Genomic DNA, 19,740 nt, shown 5'->3' on the forward strand with positions numbered 1-19,740 from the left:
CTCGACCCTGGCTCCGTGTAGCATGTCCTCCGGACAGCGTGTCCGACATCGTGTCCGGGCCGCTCACCGGAAGTGGCTGGCAATCCGCGCGGCAACCTGATCAATAGGAGCAAGGGTGAAATACCGTCTTTTGGGGCGTACCGGCGTGTGGGTCTCCGAGATCTCGCTCGGAACGATGACGTTCGGCGGCAAGGGCCACCCGGTGTACGACAAGCTCGGCGCGCTCGGGCAGGAGGATCTCGACCGGATGCTCGGCGCGGCCCTCGACGCCGGAGTGAACTTCATCGACACGGCCGACGTCTACTCCGACGGTGAGAGCGAGGAGATGCTGGGCCGGGCGATCCACAACCGACGGCGGGACATCGTGCTCGCCACCAAGCTGCTCGCCCCGGTCGGCCCGGGGCCCAACGATCAGGGCCTCACCCGCCTGCACGTGATGCGCGCGCTGGAGGACAGCCTGCGCCGACTGCAGACCGACTACATCGACGTGTACCACATCCACAACTACGACCAGCTGACGCCGATGGAGGAGACGCTGGCCGCCCTCGACGACGCGGTACGGCAGGGCAAGGTGCGCTACATCGCCAGCTCCAACCTCGCGGCCTGGCAGGTCAGCAAGGCGCTGGGCATCTCCGCACGGCAGGACCGGGCCCGGTTCGTCGCCAACCAGATCCACTACTCGCTGGTGTCCCGCGACGCCGAGCGCGACCTGGTGCCGATGGCCGAGGACGAGGGGGTGGGTCTGACGGTGTGGAGCCCGCTCGCCGGTGGTTTCCTCTCCGGGAAGTTCAAGCCGGGCAGCACCGACAGTGAAGAGGTCTCCCGCCGCAGCCAGGTCGGTGGCGACTTCGTCCAGTTCGACGAGGAGAAGGGCCACCAGATCGTCGACGTGGTGCGGGCCGTCGCCGCTCGGCACGAGGTGAGCCCCGCCCGGGTCGCGATCGCCTGGGTGCTCGCCCAACGGGCGATCACCAGCGTCATCGTCGGTGCCCGCCGGCTGGACCAGCTCACCGACAACCTCGCCGCCAGCGAGCTGACCCTGACCGAACAGGACCTCGCCGAACTCGACGCGGTGAGCCGTCCGCGGACCGCCTACCCGAACTGGATCCAGGAGAGCTTCGGGCCGGTCCGGATCCCGGCTGCCAACCAGGCGTAGCGCCGCCGCACTGCCGAACGCGCACTGAAGAGCCGGATCGGACCCCGGGTGGGGCTCCGATCCGGCTCTTCGACGTCGATCGAGCGGACGCCCCGGCGCGCCCGCTCGGCCCGAGCGGCTCGACCGGCGGCCACGGGCGTCGTAACCGGGCGATGTCCGACGCCGGAGCCAAGGTCTGTACAGCGGGCGACGACTCCCTTCCGATCGGTCGCCAGGGGCACTACGGTCGCTTCCACGCACCAGGTCCCGTCATAGGCCCGTAGCAGCGGAAGGGTTCGCCATCATGACGATCAACCACATCAGCGTCGGTCGTGGGCCACACAAGGTGCTGGCCCTGCACGGTTGGTTCGGGTCCGCCCGTGGCTGGGGGTGGCTGCCGGAGCTGCTCGACACCGAGCGCTTCACCTGGGCGTTCCTGGACTACCGGGGGTACGGCGAGCGCTGCGAGGTCACCGGCGAATACAGCATCGCCGAGATTTCCCGCGACGCCCTGGATCTCACCGACTCCCTGCGCTGGACCACCTTCTCGGTGGTCGGGCACTCCATGGGCGGGAGCGCGGCGCAGCGGGTGCTCGCAGACGCGCCGGGACGCGTGGAACGCCTCGTCGGTATCAGCCCCGTGCCGGCCGGCGGGGTTCCCTTCGACCTGCAGAGCTGGGCGCTGTTCGACGGCGCGGCCGCCGACCCGGCCAACCGTCGCGCCATCATCGACCTCACCACCGGCAACCGGCTTTCCGGCCGCTGGCTGGATGAGATGGTCCGGTTCTCCGTCGAGAACTCCGACCGCGAGGCGTTCGGCGCGTACCTCACGGCTTGGGCGCGGACGGACTTCACGGACGAGGTGAAGGGCAATCCGGTTCCGGCGCTCGCGATCGTGGGCGAGCAGGATCCGGCACTGGGCGCCGACACGATGCGTGAGACCTGGATGCGCCACTATCCCAACGCCCGGCTGGAGGTGCTCGCGAACGCCGGGCACTACGCCATGTACGAGTCACCGGTGCGGTTGGCCACCGTGATCGAGGACTTTCTCGGGCAGTGACCGCCGACCCGACGCCGCTGGTCGACCCCCGCACCTACGTCGACGGCGTCCCGTACGGACTGCTCGCCGCACTGCGCGCGACCAGTCCGGTGGTGTGGGTCGAGGAACCGCCGCTGCTCGGGCTGCCCGGCGGGCCCGGCTTCTGGCTGGTGCTCCGGCACGCCGACGTGACGGACGTGCTCCGGCAGCCGCGGCTGTTCTCGTCCTGGCTCGGCGCCACCCAGATCCGCGACCCGGCCACCGGTGAGGATCTCGACTACGTCCGCCGCATGATGCTCAACATGGATCCGCCGGAGCACGGGCGCCTGCGCCGGCCGGTCGCCCGGTCGTTCACTCCGCGAGCGGTCGCCGCCGTGGAGACGGCGATCCGGGCGAACGCGGTGCTGCTCGTCGAGCGTGCGCTCGGCGCTGCGGACGAGGGTGTCTGCGACTTCGCCCGCGACCTAGCGGCGGACCTGCCGCTGCTCACCCTCGCGGACGTTCTCGGGGTGCCGGAGCCCGACCGCTGGTTGCTGTACGACTGGTCGAACCGGGTGATCGGCTTTCAGGATCCGGACTACGCGGTGTCGGCCACGTTCGACCCGCAGGACGGCACCGAGGCGGCGCGTGCGGCGTTGCGGCACCGGCCGGCACCGGGCCCCGATGGGCGGATGCCAGATCCGCGCACCCGGACCGGGATGGCGGATCTCTACGCGTACGCGCACCTGCTGGCCGAGTCGAAGCGCCTCGGTCCCGGGCGGGACGTCATGTCCATCCTGCTGGCGCGGCAGGGGGACGAGCAGCTTTCGACGGAGGAGTTCGAGAACATGTTCTGGCTGTTCGCCGTGGCCGGGAACGAGACGGTCCGCAACGGCCTGCCGGGCGCGATGATCGCCCTGCTGGAGCACCCGGCGCAGATGGAGCGGCTGCGCCGGGAACCGGCCCTGTTCGACACCACCGTCGACGAGTTGCTGCGCTGGTGGACGCCGGTGATGGTGTTCCGGCGCACCGCCACCGAGGACACCACCATCGCCGGCGTACCGGTGCGGGCCGGTGACAAGGTGGTGGTGTCGTTCACGTCCGCGAACCGCGACGAGCGGATGTTCGCCCAGCCGGACCGGCTCGACCTCACGCGGCATCCCAATCCGCACCTCGTCTTCGGTCACGGCCCGCACTTCTGTCTCGGTGCGCACCTGGCCCGGTGCCAGGTGCGCGCGCTGTTGGAGGCGCTGCTGGCGCGCACGGTCAGCGTCTCGTATGCGGGCGCACCCGACTGTCTGCGCTCGAACTTCCAGCGCGGTGTGAAGCGGCTACCGATTCATTGGCGGCGCCGGTGACGGCAGCGCCCGCGAGCGCGGGATGTCAACGCTTGACCGCGGAGTGTGATCCGTTTAACTTCTTCGATCAGGAAGGGTTCTTTACTGAATCTCGCGCAATCCTTTGGGAGTGCCATGCGAACATTCCGTCTCACCGCCCTCGTCGCCCTGGCGACCATGCTGATCACCGCCGGCCCACCGACCGCCGCGAGCGCAGGCGGAAAACCGCACGACCGTGCCGGTTACCTCCGGGTGGGCTACTTCACCCAGTGGGGCATCTACGACCGGGCCTACACGGTCGGCAAGCTCGACGCCTCCGGTGCGGCGAGTCAACTCACCCACGTCAACTACGCCTTCGGCAACGTGAGTGAGGACGGCCGCTGCTACGTGGACGGCGGGCCGGGCGAAGGAGACGCCTGGGCCGACTACCAGCGTCCCGTCCCGGCGGAGGAGAGCGTCGACGGCGTCGCCGATGCCTGGGGGGAACCCCTGAACGGCAACTTCGGCCAGTTGGCCAAGCTCAAGGCCAAGCATCCCGACCTGAAGGTGCTGATCTCGCTGGGCGGCTGGAGCTGGTCGACGTACTTCTCGAACGCCGCCCGCACCGACGCCTCCCGCAAGGCGTTCGTCGCCTCCTGCATCGACCTCTACCTCAAGGGCAACCTTCCCATCCTGGACGGCGGCAGCGGCGGGCCGGGTGCCGCCGCCGGGGTGTTCGACGGCATCGATCTGGACTGGGAGTGGCCGAACTGGCCGGGTGAACCCGGCAACGTGATCCGCCCCGAGGACCGGCAGAACTTCACCAAGCTGCTCGCCGAGTTCCGCCGGCAGCTCGACGCGTACGGCCGGCAGACCCGCAAGCACTACCAGCTGACCGCCTTCCTGCCGGCCAACCCGGCGACGATGGACGCCGGATACGAGGGCCGGAAGATCTTCCGATACCTGGACTTCGCCACCGTGCAGGGCTACGACTTCCACGGCGGATGGGATCCGGTGACCAACCAGCAGTCGGCGCTGCGGGTGCCGGCGGGCGCGCCGGACGACCCGGACTTCTCCGCCGAGGTGGCGATCGACGGCTGGATCGCCCGCGGCGCGCCGCGCGGGAAGCTGGTCCTCGGCGTGCCGTACTACGGGCGGGGCTGGACCGGCGTCACCGGCGGCGGGGACGGACTCTTCCAGGCCGCGACGGGGCCCGCGCCGGCCACCTTCGAGGCCGGGTACGAGGACTACCGGCGGCTCAAGACGCTGACCGGCGACGGCTACACGCTCCACCGCGACCTGCGCGGCGGGCACGCCTGGTTGTTCGACGGTACGACGTTCTGGACGTACGACGATCCCGCCGTCGTCCTGCAGAAGATGCTGTACGTCCGGCGGGCCGGCCTGGCCGGGGCGATGATCTGGTCGCTGGACGGCGACGACGACAACGCCACGTTGACCAGGACGATCGGCCTCGGGTTGGCGGGCAGGTAGCACCTGCACCCGGACGATCGACGCCCCCCATCGGCCCGCGCCGACCGATCCCCTCGGTCGGCCCGGGCCGGTGGTTCGGTCGGCGGTGCGCCGCGCAGCTGACTTCCATCTGTCTTCCGTGGCCCGCACGACCCCCGACCCCGGGCAGAACCGGTACGGCCGCGACTGCCGACGTGCGCGATCCTCAGGTGGCGAACACCTGGGAGTCATCGGCGAACGCCTTGAACTCCAGGGCGTTCCCGGCCGGATCCAGGAGGAACATCGTCCACTGCTCCCCCGGCTGTCCGGCGAACCGCAGGTAGGGCTCGATGACGAAGGTCGTACCGGCGGCCCGTAGCCGCTCGGCGAGGTCGTGGAACTCCGGGATGGTCAGCAGGAGACCGAAGTGCGGCACGGGCACGTCGTGGCCGTCGACCTGGTTGTGCGCCGCCGGTCCACGTCCGGGAGCGAGGTGGGTCACGAACTGGTGGCCGCGCAGGTCCCAGTCGATCCAGGTCTCTGAGCTGCGTCCCTGCTCGCACCCGATGACCTTCCCGTAGAAGTGGCGGGCGGCGTCGAGGTCGTCGACGGGCATGGCCAGGTGGAACCGCGGGATGGGCGAGTTGAGGGTGGTCACGTGAGCTGGTCCTCTCTCGGAAGGGCTTGCTGTCAACGCCCTGTCACGCATCGAGGTGGGGTCGATTCCCCGCCTGTTCCGCCATCCTCCGCCATCGGGCGTAGCCGGAGGAAGGGTTGGATCGACCGCCGTCTTCTGTCACGATACTTGCGCTCACGGTGCAAAAACCCCGTCGACTGATGGAGGACGTATGCACACAGTTCGCCGCCGGATACTCGCCCTGCTGGCCGGGATCGCGGTCGCGGCAGGTCTGTCCGTCACCACCGCTCCGCCCGCCGCCGGCGCCAGCGCCGGCACGTCGTACCGTCCCGTGGTCTTCGTGCACGGCAGCGCCGGATCGGCATCCCAGTTCCAGACGCAGGCCAAGCGCCTGGCCAGCAACGGCTACCCGATCGACATCATCGAGGCGCAGGAGTACGACTCACCCAACGTCGCCACGATCCTGCCCCAGATCTACGCCGAGCTGGACGCCCGGATCGAGAGGCTGCTGACCGCCACCGGCGCAGACAAGGTGGACCTGCTCGCACACAGCCTGGGCACCTTCGTCATGCAGGGTTACCTCGGCAGCTCACCGGCGCGCGCCGGCCGCGTGGCGCACTACGTCAACCTGGACGGACGCACCGCGGCGGCACCGCCGGGCGGGGTGCCCACGCTCGCGATCTGGGGCGAGGGCGACCCGGCCCGGACCATCGCGGGCGCGACCAACGTGTACTTCCCGGAGCAGTCCCACACCCAGACAGTGTCGTCGGCGGAGTCGTTCCGGGAGATCTTCCGCTTCTTCCGGGGCCGGGATCCGCACACGACGCGGATCGTCCCGCAACTCCTCGGCACCGCCCGGGTCTCCGGCCGCGCGGTGCTCTTCCCCAGCAACGTCGGCGTCACCGACGCGACGCTCGAGGTCTATCCGGTCAGCTCGCTGACGGGTCGTCGACTCTCCAACCGTCCGGCGCACCGGCTGTCCCTGGCCGGCGACGGGTCGTTCGGTCCGGTCCCGGTGCTCGCCACGGCCCGGTACGAGTTCGCGATCGTGCGGACCGACGCGCCGACGCACCACTTCTACTTCCAGCCGTTCCTGCGATCCGATGCGTTCGTACGCCTGCTCACCAGCCGGCCGGGCGAGGGTCTCAGCGCGCTGATCGACACCAGCGACCGGCACACCGCGCTGACCATCCAGCGCCAGAAGGAGTGGTGGGGCGACCAGGGCGATGCCGGAGACAAGCTATGGATCAACGGCCGCGACATCCTGAACGCCGCGAACACGCCGCGCGCCAAGCGGACGATCGGGATCTTCGCGTTCGACGACGGCAGCGACCGCGTCACCGACCTGACCGCTCCCCTGCCCGAGTTCTTCAGCCAGACCTTCATGACCGGGATGGACGTGTTCATTCCGGCCGCGCCCGCCCACCTCGGCCTCGTGTCGGTCGCGGTAGACCAACGCGGCGGCGGGTTCGACATGATCAACGTGCCGAACTGGAAGTCGAGCGAGCACCGGGTGACGTTGAACGTCGATGACTTCTGACCGCGCGTCAGGGCTCGGCCAGCTGGCCGAGCCCTGACGGGGAACGGCCCGCTACCTGGTGCCGGCGTCCAGCGCGGAGGTGTCGACGATCTGCTCGGTGGGCAGGCGCGGCGTGTGGGGTGGCGCGGCGTTCGTCCGGTCCGCGACCCCCAGACGCATCGCCAGGTACGGGAAGCCGAGCCCGGCCAGCATCTGACGCAGGGTCTGCCGGGTGCCGTCGGTCTCGACCACGCCGCTCAGCGGCACCATCGAGACACCGAGCCGGGTGGCGGTCAGCCAGGCGGCGGAGAGCCCCTCACCGGCGCTCAGCCAGCTGTCCGGCTCGTCGTCGGTGTTCCAGAGGATGGCGTACGCGGCCGCACGGTCGTGCCCGGAGCTGATCGGCAGCGTCCCGGATTGGCCGAAGTCCCGTACCGGCACGGTGGTCTGCGGGGGCTGCTCGGGCAGCACCTCGGGCGGTAGCCCCGCGCCGGTGCCGGCCCGGCTCGTCCAGTAGGCGAGTTCCTCCCGCAGCTCCGGCTCCTCCGCCGAGACCGCCGCGGCCTGGGCCGCCGCGGCGGCCAGATCCATCACCTGGTCGGAGTCGAGCAGTTGAAGCCGGGCACCCTGCGCGACCGCCGCGCTGACGATCTCGTTGAGCGTCGCGTCGGGTACCGGCTCGTCGCTGACCGGCCGCCGGTCGGTCTGCCGAGCCCGTATGCACTGCACGAGGCGGGTCGCGTCCGCGTCAGCCGTGCTCTGCTGGAACCGGCTGAGCCGGGCGAGCAGCTCAAGCTGGCCCGGGTCGGGCAGCCGCTCCACCTCGGCGGCCCAACCCTCGGCGGCCAGCACCACCCGCGCGTGGTGCAGCGCCAATCCGCAGCTCAACGTCACCAGCCGGTTCTCCGGATCGGTGGCGGCGAGTTGCGGCTCGTGCACCATCCGCAGCTCCAGCGCGTCGGGGAGAACCTTCCAGCGCCAGGGCTGGCTGTTGTGCACCGACGGGGCGAGACCGGCCGTCGCGGCGGCCTGGGTGAGCGCGGTGGTCAGCGGGCGGTCCCCGGCCGGCGTCTCCTGGCTCATCGTCACGACCTTTCTTTTCCCTTCATCGTGCCTCACTCCGGACGCGTCGCGCGCGCTGTTGCCGCCGCACCCCTCCGGAATACCGGGCAGTCGGCACGCGGGCCCGACCCGCTGTCGGCCGGTCGTGACGGATCACACCGGTTCCCTCGTCCGGGGAACCGGACCGCTGAGAGGATCCGCAGGTGGGAGCGGAACCGGACGAGTGCGTGCCGGAGCGGCCGGCGCGGCAGCGCCGGGTGGCCTGGCGGGAGTGGGCGCCGCTGACCCTGCTCACCGTGGCCGCGCTGGTGGGCGGCGGTCTGTGGCTCGCCGGGCTGCGCACGGTGCCGCAACTGATCTGGGCGGCGGTGACCCTGGTGGCGCTGGTGCCGGCCGCGTGGGCGACGCTGCGCCAGCTGTGGCGTCGCCGGTTCGGGGTCGACGTGATCGCCGTGCTGGCGCTGGTCGGCACACTGCTGGTTCGCGAGTATCTGGCGGGTGCGGTCATCGCGGTGATGGTCAGCACCGGGCAGGCGCTGGAAGGTTACGCGCAGCGTCGGGCCAGCCGTGACCTGCGCGCGCTACTGGAACGTGCTCCCCGGCAGGCGCGGCGGCGCACTCCGGACGGCGGGATCGAGCTGGTGCCACTGGATCGGGTGACGGTCGGCGACCGGCTGGTGGTGGGTCCCGGTGATGTGGTGCCGGTGGACGGGACGGTCGAGGAGGGCGTGACGCTGGACGAGTCGGTGGTCACGGGCGAGTCGCAGCTGGTGACTCGCGCCGCGGGCGAGCAGGTGGCCAGCGGAGTGGTCAACGCGGGTGCCGGGTTCGGGCTGCGGGCGACGAAGAACGCGGCGGAGAGCACGTACGCCGGGATCGTCCGGCTCGCGGAGGAGGCCACCGCGCACAAGGCGCCGATGGTCCGCCTCGCCGACCGGTACGCTGCCGCGTTCGTGCCGTTCACGCTAGTGCTGGCGGGCCTCGCATGGCTGCTCACCGGCCAGTTCCTGCGGGCGGTGGCGGTGCTGGTGGTGGCCACCCCCTGCCCGCTGCTGCTGGCCACTCCGATCGCGATCGTCGCCGGGCTGTCCCGGGTGGCGCGGCGCGGGGTGCTGGTGCGCGACGGCGGGTCGCTGGAGTTGCTGGGCCGGGCCCGCACCCTGCTCATGGACAAGACGGGCACGCTCACTGCCGGGCGTCCCGTCGCGGCGGAGACGGTGGTGGCGCCGGGCGGCGACCGTGACGAGGTGCTGCGGCTGGCCGCCTCCGTCGAGCAGCTCTCTCCACACGTGCTGGCCACCGCCCTCGTTCGGCAGGCCCGGGAGCGAGGGCTGCGGCTGGACGAGCCGACGGACGTCACCGAACAGCCGGGGCGTGGGGTGCGCGGCCGGGTGGCCGGACGCCTGGTGCGGGTGGGGCAACTCGCCGGTGAGCCGCCCGAATGGGCGCAGCGGGTGCGCGAGCGCGCCGAGTCGACCGGCCGCTCCAGCGTCTGGGTGAGCGACGAAGACGGACTGCTCGGCGCGATCGTTCTCGAGGACCCGGTGCGCCCCGATGCCCGGCGCACCGTGCGGCGGCTACGGCAGGCCGGCCTCCAACGGCTGATCATGGTCACCGGCGACCGGCCGATGACCGCCCGACAGGTGGCGCAGGTCGTCGGCGTGGACGACGTGATCGCCCAGTGCTCGCCACAGGAGAAGATCGACCGGGTCCGCGACGAGTCCGGGCGGGCGATCACCCTTATGATCGGCGACGGCGTGAACGACGCCCCGGCTCTGGCCGAGGCGCATGTGGGCGTCGCGATGGGCGCCACCGGTGCCACCGCCTCCGCGGACGTGGCCGATGCGGTGCTCACCGTCGACCGGCTGGACCGGCTCGCCGACGCCGTCGAGATCGCCCGGTACGCGCGCCGCATCGCCCTGCAGAGCGCCACCGTCGGCATGGGCCTCGCCGTCGTCGCGATGGTTGCCGCCGCCGTGGGCAGGTTGCCGCCGGTCGCCGGCGCGTTCCTTCAGGAAGGCATCGACGTGCTGGTGATCCTCAACGCGCTACGTGCCCTCGGCGGCGGCCTGCGTCACCGGGAGGTCTCCCCGCAGACCCGGGAGCTGCTCGACCGGTACGCCGGCGAGCATGCCGGGGTGCGGGACGTGCTGGCCCGACTGCGGGACACCGCCGACCTGGTGGCGACCCGCCCGGACGGGCCGGAGTGTGTGCCGGCGCTGCGTGAGGTGCACCGTCGGCTGGTCGATGAGGTGCTGCCGCACGAGGCGGCGGAGGAACAGCGGCTCTACCCGGCACTGGCCGGCCCGCTCGGCAGCGACGAGGCGACCTCCACGATGAGTCGGGAGCATGTGGAGATCAGCCGGCTGGTGGACCGGATCGGCGGCCACCTGGCCCGGCAGCCGGACGGCCGGCTGCGCGCCGACGAGGTGCCCGACCTCCTCGCAGCCCTGTACGGGCTGGACGCCGTGCTCCGACTGCACCTCGCGCAGGAAGAGGAGGACTACTTCTCCTTGAACGCCGCCGACCGCCCGCAGCGGTGACGAACCGGGCGAGGCGTTCGGTGCCCCACGCATCACAGGTCATCGACGACGGAGCTGATCCGGAAGCCGATCCCGGCTGTCGTGACGCGGTCGAGGTCGGCTGCCGTGATGCCGTACCCGGTGAACCTCTCGACCGCGACCAGGCCCTTCAGGTGACGATCGACGTGGCCGGCGAGTTCCAGGCCGGCGGTCGCGGCTGCGACCGTCGGCTCGGCGTCGAACTGCGGCTCGGCGGCGCTCATGCCCGGCTCGAACCCGGCGAGCAGCCGCCCCTGCTCCGCGAAGGACAGCCGCATGAGCGCGTTGACGTTCCAGAACATGCTCGCCGCCCGGCCGCGCGCGGAGGCCCGGCGCAGCACCCGTTCCTGCGCACCCTGGAAGCCGTTGTACTCGACGGCGAGGACCGCCGGCCCGGTGTCGAGCACGGCGACCCAGGGGAAGTTCGAGTCCCCGGCGTACAGGTCCGCCTCGATCGAGCGGATCGACTCCGGCCGGTCCGGATCGGCGCCGAACGCCCGCAGCACCTCCTCGACAGACGCGCCGGTGGTGACGGTGACCGTCGCCGCCTCCGACAGCAGGCTGCGACGTATCCACCGGTACGCCTGCTCCGGTCGCGCCGCCCGAGCCGGTTCGGGTTCGCCTCGCAGCCGGTGCCCGAGCCGGTCGGTACGGCGATGAACGACCTCCGGTGCGGCGGGTGCCGCCCAGACCACCAGCTCATACGTCTCCGCGTCGGGGTCGTCGCGATCGTCGCGACCACGCGCGTGCACTCGTAGGCGGTAGTCGCCGGGCCACGGCGGCGTCTGGGCGCGCAGCTGCGGTTCGGTCGTGCCGTCGGGGCCGAGCACCGACGCGAGCCCCTCGGTGGCGTGCCAGCTGACCTCGACGATCTCCTCCCAACCGGACGCCACCTCGGGCGGCTCCTCGGCCAGCACGGTCAGCTGGATGCGCGCCGGGCCGTCGGCCGTGCCGGTCCGGATCACGGCGCCGCCGTCGACCACGGCGACCAGCCCGTTGCCGGCGAAGTCGACGGTCTCGGGAAACCTGCCCTCGACCAACCCGAACCGGTGCTGCGACACCCGCACCGAGCCGAACGACTGGCGAGGCAGCAGGTACTCCGCTCGGATCTTGTTCAGCAGCGCCGCGGCGTACGCGGGCGGCATCGGCGTCTCCCCCAGCACGACGGCCGCCGCGCCGATTCCCATCCCGACGACGGCAGCGGCACGTTCGACGGACGATGGCACCTGCAGCTGCCTGACGACGGCGTGCGCCGCCGCCACGGCGAGGGCGAGGTGCGCCCGCCCGTGCTGCGCCGCTACGGCCTGCTCGTCGCCGGCGTCCGGCGGTACCACCAGGAGCGGGACGACGGACGGGTGCACGGCGAGCCGCCGGGCCAGGGTGAGAACCAGGTCGGCGAGGCCGGGTCGCACCCCGTCCAGCAGCAGCGCAGCGGTCAACGCCTCGCTGTCGTGGCCGGCCGAGGCGAATCCGTACCGGCCGCCGGTGGGCGGAACCGGCAGGTACGACGTCAGGGCCGACACGTCGACCGGTTCCATCCCGGTCACGGTCAGCTCCAGCGCGCCGAGCAGGCGTTCGGTGGTCAGCGGTCCCAGCTCCCGGAGCGCGGCCAGGCCCACCGGCTCGCTCGGCGCGGGAATGCGATGCTCCGCCACCCGGGGTCCTCGTTGGGCGTGCAGCGCACCCAGGCGACGTAGCCCGAGTATCTTCACCGACTCGCTCGACGTGGAGACGGGCCGCTGCGGGGGTGGAAGGGGCACCCGCCGATGACGGGCCCGCACAGAGGTGTGTCGGGTGTCCGCCCCGGCCTGCTCAGCCGCGCCCAGCCGACCCAGCCGAGCCGCGGGGCTCGCCGGGATCAGGCCCAGGAGCAGCCGCATCCCGGCGGCGACGGGTGGCGCGAGTTCGTCGATGAGTTCGTCGGGAACGTCGAGCACGGCTTGCCCCCGGATCGCGATCGCTGGATGCCCAGCGCAGGCTACCGGAAGATGCTGCACGGCGGTTCCCGAGTGCCCGCCGTCGATCAAGGTGACGTGACCACTGCGCGGCGGCGCCGTTCGTACCCCCGGTGCCGCCGCGACCGTCGTTCCGCTCCTGGCTGTCGAGATTCCTCAATTCGGGCTTCGCTCGGCGGACACCCAGCCGGCGTCCCGCATCATGACAATCCACAGTGGCCTATCCGATCGAACGCGGGAGCGGAACATGCTCGACAGGAGCAGCAGGGGACGACGGTCCCGGGTGGTGCGGGCGTTGACGGCGGCGGGCGCCGCGGCGACGCTGGCGGCGGCCCAACTCGTGGCGCCATCGCCGGCCAGCGCCGCCGTCAGCCGGGCCGAGCTCGCCCTGCGCTGGGCACCCATCCACTACCAGGACGTCGACGCCACCGGGACGCACGCCTTGGGCGGCCAGTCCGACTACATCGCCAGGGTCGACTTCGACGGCGACCTGAACGGCCGCAACAACTGGGACCGGACGGGCCAGGCCGGCACGTCCCTCGCCGCGCACGCGTACTACTCCGTCGTCGAGACGAGCACCCACTGGTACCTCACGTACCTGTTCTTCCACCCTCGGGACTGGACGGACCACCCGTTCTTCGAGACCGAACACGAGAACGACGGCGAGGGTGTACTGCTCACGGTCGAGCGGGACGGCTCCACGTACGGGGTCCTGCGCGGGGCGGTCACCGTCGCGCACAGCGACTTCTACTCGTACACGCCGGCGGGCAGCACCTGGACGAGCGGGCGGGAGACCGTCGACGGCACCCTCCAGTTCCAGGCGTCGCCGCACGACTCGTTCCAGCACCCGGTGACGGCCCAGGAGGCGCAGGGCCACGGCCTGAAGGCGTACCCGCAGTACGCGATCAACGGGGACGGCCTGGTCTACTACCCGTCCACCGTCGCCGAGACGCCGAGCGACGGCAACGACCGTGACGTGCGGTACAAGCTGATCGACGTCTTCGCCACCAACGGTCTGTGGGCCCAGCGGTCCAGTTCGGCCCTCTTCGCCGGTCTCGGCACGTTCGCGGGCGACACCTCCGGCGACTGCGGATCGGGCACCTTCGGCTGTTCGACCAACTCGGCCAACGCGCCGTGGGGCTGGGACGACGGCAACGACGTGCCGGCCCGCGGTGAACTGGCGAGCGACCCGGCGAAGCTGTCCGCCGAGTACTTCACGATCCCGGCCGGGTTGTCCCGCACCTACACCTACAACCCGTACGCCGCTGCGGCGGCGGAGATCGCAGAGGCGGCCAGGACGGCGCCGCCGGTCGTCGACTGATCCGGGAACGCGGGCGCGGCCGGCCCGAGCGGACCGGCCGCGCCCGCGGCGGCGGAGCCACGCGTCGGCGGTCGCCGGAGACGCGACGGCGCTCCGCCACGCAGGCCCGGCGATCAACCCAGGGTCACTGCTGGAACTTGCCGGGTCCGAGGATCTGCCACGTCGGCGCGGCCGGGTCGGTGATCGCCCCGAGCGGCACATTGAAACTGAGGGCCTGCTTCGCGGAACGCTTGATGGCCCAGAGCTTGGACCGGGCACCAGCGTGCTCCCACGCGATGCCCTGACCCTCGACCCCCGGCAGGGTGACCGTGCCGGCCCACACCAGCTCGGAGCCGGCGGGCGGCAGCGTCATCACGTAAGCCTCACCGAGGTCGTGACCGGTGAGCCAGAGCCGGCCGTCCGGTCCCCAGGATCCGCCCGAGTTGCTCATCGGCTTGAACCGGTCGAGGATCGGTTTCGGGATGGTCCACGCCTCGACGACCTGGAAGTGGTCGTCGAGCTTGACGACCTGCGTCTGGTACGTCTCCCCGTACGGCTCGGTGCCGCCGTCGGGAATCTCGTCGTAGTTGGCGAAGCCCGCCCACCATGCGCCGTCGTGACGATCCAGCCACGTCAGCGAGCCGCGGAAGATCCCGAAGCTGTGGGTCGCGACGTGGCGCATGGTCCGGGTGTCGAACACCTCGATCGAGCTCTCCATGGGCGACTCGTCGTAGTTCGAGTGCGCCGCGTACAGCTTGCCGTCGACCACGACGGCGCTGTCCAGGTGGATGATCGGCCCGTCCGGGTCGGACACGAACTGGAGCAGCGGCCGGCCCGTGGCCTTGTCGTGCTTGGTGATGCTGCGGTTGTCGGCGACGTAGAAGTAGCGGTCGTCGACGGCGATGCCCTGCCGCGCGTCGAACGCGTCGTAGCTGCGGGACAGGGTGGCCGATACGACCGGGGGTTCGGCCACGGCCGCCTGCGCGCCCGCCACAGGCACCAGGCCGGACGGCGCGGGCACCGCGACGGCCGTCAGGCCGGCGGCGAGGGCCACCGCGCCGGCGGCCGCCGAGGTGGCCAGGCCGGCGACGATCCGGGTTCGGGTCGACATACTTTCCTCCGTGCGAGTCTCGTCCGCGCCGGGAAGGCGCGCCGTCGACCCTCGTCGGCTTTCCGCTCGATCCATCGAACTGGTGCGGGCGGTCCGATGAACGGATCATGAAGGCGGTTCTCTCGTGGCTACGCTGTCCCCGACCGCCATCAGGCGTGCCACGGCTCAGGGTCGAGGGGTGGACACGTCCGCCGGGAGGCGCGACAGCGCGGTCGCAAGCAGGCCGGCGAGTACTGTGCCGTCTCCCGGGGCAGTGTTCGGGCGCAGGACGAGCAGGACCACGTCGCCGCGTCGACCCACGACCCGGTCGCGCCCTGCGTAGGCCTCGTCGCCGACGCCGGGCAGGGCCTGACCGACGCGGCGAGTCATGTTAGCGATAACATCTCGGCGTCCCGAGTGGACCCGTGCGATCCACGCCGGCCGACCTCGGTGATCGACCCGGATTTCCTGACATCGGCGCCTCCCGCTTCCCGCGACAGCGCGCCTTCGCCGAACACCGAGTAGATCACCGGGTCGCCCGGCGCGGATCGTCGCTCAGCGGGCCGATCCGGCCCGGCGCTTGTTGTACACGTCGAAGGCCACGGCGACGAGCAGGACGAGCCCCTTGACCACCGACTGCGTCGACTGGTCGACACCCATCAGCTGCATTCCGTTGCTCATCACGGCCATGATCAGGCCGCCGACCATCGCGCCGACGACGGTGCCCACCCCGCCGGTGACCGCCGCGCCACCGATGAACGCCGCGGCGATCGCGTCGAGCTCGAACATGTTGCCGGCCGCCGGCTGGGCACCGTTGGACCGCGACGAGTAGATGACGCCGGCCACCGCCGCCAGGAAGCCCATGTTGACGAACATCCAGAAGTTGACCGTGCGGACCTTCACGCCGGACAGCGTCGCCGCGGAGAGGTTGCCGCCGATCGCGTAGACCCGGCGGCCGAAGACCGTACGCCGCGTGACCAGCCCGTAGACGAGCACGAGGACGGCGAGGATGATCAGCACGATCGGCAGTCCCCGCGCGTGGGCCAGCTGCCAGGCGAAGTACATGATGACCGCGCCGACGAGCACCACCCGGGCCACGAACAGCGGGAAGGACTCGACGGGCTGCTGGTAGCGGACGCGTGCGAGGCGGGTCCGGAAGACGCTGACCGCGTAGCCGGCCACCGCCACCGCTCCGATGAGCAGGGTGAAGGCGTCGTAGCCCTGCCCGCCGATGAGCCCGTTGAGGAAGCCGGCGGCGACGCGCTGGTACTCGGCCGGGAACGGCGACAGTGAGATGTTGTCGAGCACCCGCAGGGTGAGTCCCCGGAACAGGAGCATGCCGGCCAGGGTCACGATGAACGCCGGTATCCCCGCGTACGCCACCCAGAATCCGTGCCAGGCACCGACCGCGATGCCGACGGCCAGCGCGGCCAGGATGCCGATCCACCAGGGTTGGCCCTGCCTGATGACGAGTACGGCGGAGACCGCACCGGTGAGCGCGACCACCGATCCCACCGACAGGTCGATGTGACCGCCGATGATCACGATGACCATGCCGATCGCGAGCACCAGGATGTACGAGTACTGCAGGACGATGTTCGTGATGTTGCCGGGGCTCAGCGAGACGCCGTCGGTGAGGACCGCGAAGAGGGCGACGATCACGACGAGGGCTACGTAGATCCCGCTCTGGCGCAGGTTGCCCAGGATCAGCGTACGCGGATCGCTGGTGCCGGTGTGCATTGCGGCGGTGGCGCCGTCTTCGGACGACGAGCGCTGCTGCGGGGTCGCCGACGGTTTGGTGCTGGTCATCGAGCGAGCTCCCTGTCCTTCGTCATGAGCTCCATCAGGTTCTCCTGGGTGGCCTCGCCGACCGGCACCTCACCGGTGATCCTGCCGGCCGCGAGGGTGTAGATCCGGTCGCACATTCCGAGCAGCTCCGGCAGTTCGGAGGAGATGAGGATGACGGCTCTGCCGTCGGCGACCAGACGGTTGATGATGGTGTAGATCTCGAACTTGGCCCCGACGTCGATGCCCCGGGTCGGCTCGTCGAGGATGAGCACGTCGGGGTCGGTGAACAGCCACTTCGACAGGACGACCTTCTGCTGGTTGCCGCCGGAGAGCTTGCCGACCACCGACATGACGCTCGGTGCCTTGATGTTCATGTCGCGCCGACCGTCCTCGGCGACCTTGATCTCCTCGTTGCCGTTCACCCAACCGAGGCGGGCGAGTTTGCCGAGCGCGGCGGCGGAGACGTTGCGGCGCACGTCGTCGATGAGGTTGAGCCCGAACCGCTTGCGGTCCTCGGTGGCGTACGCGATTCCGTTGCGGATGGCCTCGGCGACGTTACGGGCGCGGACCTCCTTGCCGCGGATGAACAGCCGGCCGGTGACGTTGCGGCCGTACGACCGGCCGAACACGCTCATCGCGAGTTCGGTGCGGCCGGCGCCCATGAGGCCGGCGATGCCCACGACCTCACCCGCGCGGACGTTGAGGTTGGCGCTGTCGACCACCAGCCGGTCCTGGGTCGGGTGCCGGACGCTCCAGTCCTCGATCCGGAGGACCTCCTCCCCCGGTTCCGAGACCCGGTCCGGGTAGAAGCTGGAGAGATCCCGGCCGACCATGCCGCGGATGATCCGTTCCTGGGTCGCCTCGGCGGAGCTCATGTCGAGCGTCTCGACCGTCCGCCCGTCGCGGATCACCGTGGTGGAGTCGGCGATCGCGGTGATCTCGTTGAGCTTGTGGGAGATCATGATGCAGGTGACGCCCTCGTTCCGGAGCCGCCGGAGCAGGTCGAGCAGGTGCGCCGAGTCGATGTCGTTGAGCGCGGCGGTCGGCTCGTCGAGGATGAGCAGCCGCACCTGCTTCGACAGCGCCTTGGCGATCTCCACGAGCTGCTGTTTGCCGACACCGAGCTGGATGATCGGGGTGACCGGGTTCTCCCGCAGCCCGACGGAGTCCAGCAGGTCCGCCGCGTCGGCGTTGGTCCGGTTCCAGTCGATCAGGCCGCCGGCCCCACGGCGCTCGTTGCCGAGGAAGATGTTCTCCGCGACGGACAGGTAGGGCACCAGGGCGAGTTCCTGATGGATGATGACGATGCCGTGGGCCTCGCTGTCGTTGATGCCGCGGAAATTCACCGGCTTGCCGTCGAAGACGATTTCGCCGTCGTACGACCCGCTGGGATAGACGCCGGAGAGCACCTTCATGAGGGTGGATTTACCCGCGCCGTTCTCGCCGCAGATGGCATGGATCTCCCCGCGCCGCACGGCGAGTGAGACGTCCTGGAGCGCTTTCACCCCGGGGAAGGTCTTCGTGATGTGACGCATCTCGAGGATGTTGTCGGACATGGTCACCGTCCTGGTCGTACCCGTCTTGGATGAACCCTGTTCGACCGGAACCGGGGCGTCGGCTGCGCCGCGGCCCGCACCTGCCGCAACGACGGGCCGCGAGCGGAGATGGAAGAAGGTTCGGAGATTCCGTCGGGCCCGGCGCGGTGCGGCCGGCGCCGGGCCCGACGAACGTGTCAGCCCTTGGCCTGGCCGCTGGCGACCTCTTCGGCCGTCCAGTAACCGGAGTCGACGAGGACCGGCTTGATGTCGTCCTTGTAGACGGTCTGGACCGGCAGGAGGTTCGACGGAACGACCTTGACACCGTTGTCGTACGTCTTGGTGTCGTTGGCCTGCGGCTCCTTCTCCTGCAGGAACGCCTCAGCCGCGAGCACGGCCTGCTCGGCCAGCAGACGGGTGTCCTTGAAGATCGTCGAGTGCTGGACGCCGTCGTTGATGAGCTTGACCGAGGCGATCTCCGCATCCTGGCCGGTCACCACGGGCATCTTGGCGCCCGAACCGCCGTAACCGGCGTTCTGCAGGGCGGTGATGATGCCGCGGGACAGGCCGTCGTACGGCGACAACACGCCCTGGACGCGCGTGCCGTCGTTGTAGCTCGACGTGAGCAGGTCCTCCATGCGCTTCTGCGCCGTCTCCTGCTGCCACCGGAGGATCGCCACCTGCTCGATGGCGGTCTGGCCCGACTTCACCCGCAGCGACTTGTCGTCGATGAACGGCTTGAGCGTGTCCATGGCGCCGTCGAAGAAGAAGTGGGCGTTGTTGTCGTCGAGTGAGCCGGCGAAGAGCTCGATGTTGAACGGCCCCTTCGCGGTGCCCTTCGAGCCGTCCTTGTTCTGCAGGCCGAGACCGACGAGCAGCGCGGTGGCCTGGGCGACGCCGACCTTGTAGTTGTCGAAGCTGACGTAGAAGTCGACGTTCGGGCTTTCCCGGATCAGCCGGTCGTAGGCGATGACCGGGATCTTCGCGTCCGCCGCCGCCTGCAACTGGCCGCTGAGGGCGGTGCCGTCGATCGCCGCGATGATCAGGACGTCGGCGCCCTGGGTGATCATCTGGTCGACCTGCTGGGACTGGGTGGGGATGTCGTCTCCCGCGTACTGGAGATCGACCTTGTAACCCTTGGCCTCCAGCTTCTGCTTCACCGAGTTGCCGTCGGCGATCCACCGTTCGGAGGTCTGGGTCGGCATGGCGACGCCGATGGTCAGGTCGGCCGGCTTGTCTGCGCTGGTGTCGCCGCCACCGCCAGCTCCCTCGCCACCGCAGGCCGTCAGGCCCAACGCCAGCACCGTCGCACCGATAACGGCTAGAAATCGTTTACTCACAAGCTGTCTCTCCTCTCCGGACGCGCCGGAAACGC

15 protein-coding genes are annotated in these 19,740 nt (G+C 70.6%); 7 read left to right on the forward strand and 8 right to left on the reverse strand.

What is annotated here, in order from left to right:
- Positions 1-115 precede the first annotated feature (115 nt).
- The 4 genes from AB0F98_RS18200 (at position 116) to AB0F98_RS18215 (ending at position 4,960) form a co-directional block, all read left to right on the forward strand.
- On the forward strand, positions 116-1,156 hold the full coding sequence (locus AB0F98_RS18200; protein ID WP_357736407.1) for an aldo/keto reductase: 1,041 nt from the start codon (positions 116-118) through the stop codon (positions 1,154-1,156).
- Between the two features lie 283 nt (positions 1,157-1,439).
- Positions 1,440-2,195 carry an alpha/beta hydrolase gene (locus tag AB0F98_RS18205; protein ID WP_357736410.1) on the forward strand — a complete coding sequence of 252 codons (756 nt, stop codon included), beginning with the start codon at positions 1,440-1,442 and terminating at the stop codon, positions 2,193-2,195.
- The gene (locus tag AB0F98_RS18210; protein ID WP_357736413.1) at positions 2,192-3,511 is read left to right on the forward strand and encodes a cytochrome P450; all 1,320 of its coding nucleotides are present in this window, start codon (positions 2,192-2,194) and stop codon (positions 3,509-3,511) included. Before AB0F98_RS18205 ends, AB0F98_RS18210 begins: the two co-directional genes overlap by 4 nt.
- A 114-nt stretch (positions 3,512-3,625) precedes the next feature.
- Positions 3,626-4,960 (forward strand): glycoside hydrolase family 18 protein, encoded by a 1,335-nt coding sequence (locus AB0F98_RS18215; protein ID WP_357736416.1) that lies wholly within the window; start codon positions 3,626-3,628, stop codon positions 4,958-4,960.
- A 184-nt stretch (positions 4,961-5,144) separates the two neighbouring features.
- Here AB0F98_RS18215 and AB0F98_RS18220 read toward each other — a convergent pair whose 3' ends face one another.
- Complete coding sequence (locus AB0F98_RS18220) at positions 5,145-5,576, reverse strand: VOC family protein (protein ID WP_357736419.1); 432 nt, start codon at positions 5,574-5,576, stop codon at positions 5,145-5,147.
- Between the two features lie 190 nt (positions 5,577-5,766).
- Here AB0F98_RS18220 and AB0F98_RS18225 point away from each other — a divergent pair, with 190 nt between their 5' ends.
- Positions 5,767-7,095, forward strand: a complete 1,329-nt coding sequence (locus AB0F98_RS18225; protein WP_357736423.1) for an alpha/beta hydrolase — start codon at positions 5,767-5,769, stop codon at positions 7,093-7,095.
- A gap of 51 nt (positions 7,096-7,146) precedes the next feature.
- On the opposite strand, the gene AB0F98_RS18230 is transcribed toward AB0F98_RS18225, so the two are convergent.
- Positions 7,147-8,157: a nitroreductase family protein gene (locus AB0F98_RS18230; RefSeq protein WP_357736426.1), complete on the reverse strand. Its 1,011-nt coding sequence runs from the start codon at positions 8,155-8,157 to the stop codon at positions 7,147-7,149.
- A 182-nt stretch (positions 8,158-8,339) separates the two neighbouring features.
- Here AB0F98_RS18230 and AB0F98_RS18235 point away from each other — a divergent pair, with 182 nt between their 5' ends.
- Positions 8,340-10,679 (forward strand): heavy metal translocating P-type ATPase, encoded by a 2,340-nt coding sequence (locus AB0F98_RS18235; protein ID WP_357736430.1) that lies wholly within the window; start codon positions 8,340-8,342, stop codon positions 10,677-10,679.
- Between the two features lie 32 nt (positions 10,680-10,711).
- Here AB0F98_RS18235 and AB0F98_RS18240 read toward each other — a convergent pair whose 3' ends face one another.
- On the reverse strand, positions 10,712-12,634 hold the full coding sequence (locus AB0F98_RS18240) for a DUF6461 domain-containing protein (protein ID WP_357736433.1): 1,923 nt from the start codon (positions 12,632-12,634) through the stop codon (positions 10,712-10,714).
- Positions 12,635-12,899: 265 nt separating this feature from the next.
- Between AB0F98_RS18240 and AB0F98_RS18245 the strand changes: the two genes are divergently transcribed.
- Positions 12,900-13,973 (forward strand): hypothetical protein, encoded by a 1,074-nt coding sequence (locus AB0F98_RS18245; protein WP_357736436.1) that lies wholly within the window; start codon positions 12,900-12,902, stop codon positions 13,971-13,973.
- Positions 13,974-14,097: 124 nt separating this feature from the next.
- Here the strand turns inward: AB0F98_RS18245 and AB0F98_RS18250 are convergent, their stop codons facing one another.
- The 5 genes from AB0F98_RS18250 to chvE form a co-directional block, all read right to left on the reverse strand.
- A complete protein-coding gene (locus AB0F98_RS18250; RefSeq protein WP_357736439.1) occupies positions 14,098-15,063 on the reverse strand; it encodes a hypothetical protein in 966 nt (321 codons plus the stop codon).
- 165 nt (positions 15,064-15,228) lie between these two features.
- Entirely contained in the window at positions 15,229-15,432 is a 204-nt protein-coding gene (locus tag AB0F98_RS18255; protein ID WP_357736442.1) for a hypothetical protein, read from the reverse strand.
- Positions 15,433-15,597: 165 nt separating this feature from the next.
- Positions 15,598-16,851: a multiple monosaccharide ABC transporter permease gene (gene mmsB, locus AB0F98_RS18260; protein WP_357736445.1), complete on the reverse strand. Its 1,254-nt coding sequence runs from the start codon at positions 16,849-16,851 to the stop codon at positions 15,598-15,600.
- Entirely contained in the window at positions 16,848-18,386 is a 1,539-nt protein-coding gene (mmsA, locus tag AB0F98_RS18265; RefSeq protein ID WP_357736448.1) for a multiple monosaccharide ABC transporter ATP-binding protein, read from the reverse strand. The genes mmsB and mmsA overlap by 4 nt, the downstream gene beginning before the upstream one ends.
- A 176-nt stretch (positions 18,387-18,562) precedes the next feature.
- A complete protein-coding gene (gene chvE / locus AB0F98_RS18270) occupies positions 18,563-19,705 on the reverse strand; it encodes a multiple monosaccharide ABC transporter substrate-binding protein (protein WP_357736451.1) in 1,143 nt (380 codons plus the stop codon).
- Between the last annotated feature and the right edge of the window lie 35 nt (positions 19,706-19,740).

Origin of the sequence: Micromonospora sp. NPDC023737 (assembly GCF_040639715.1) — a bacterium.
GTDB lineage: Bacteria > Actinomycetota > Actinomycetes > Mycobacteriales > Micromonosporaceae > Micromonospora.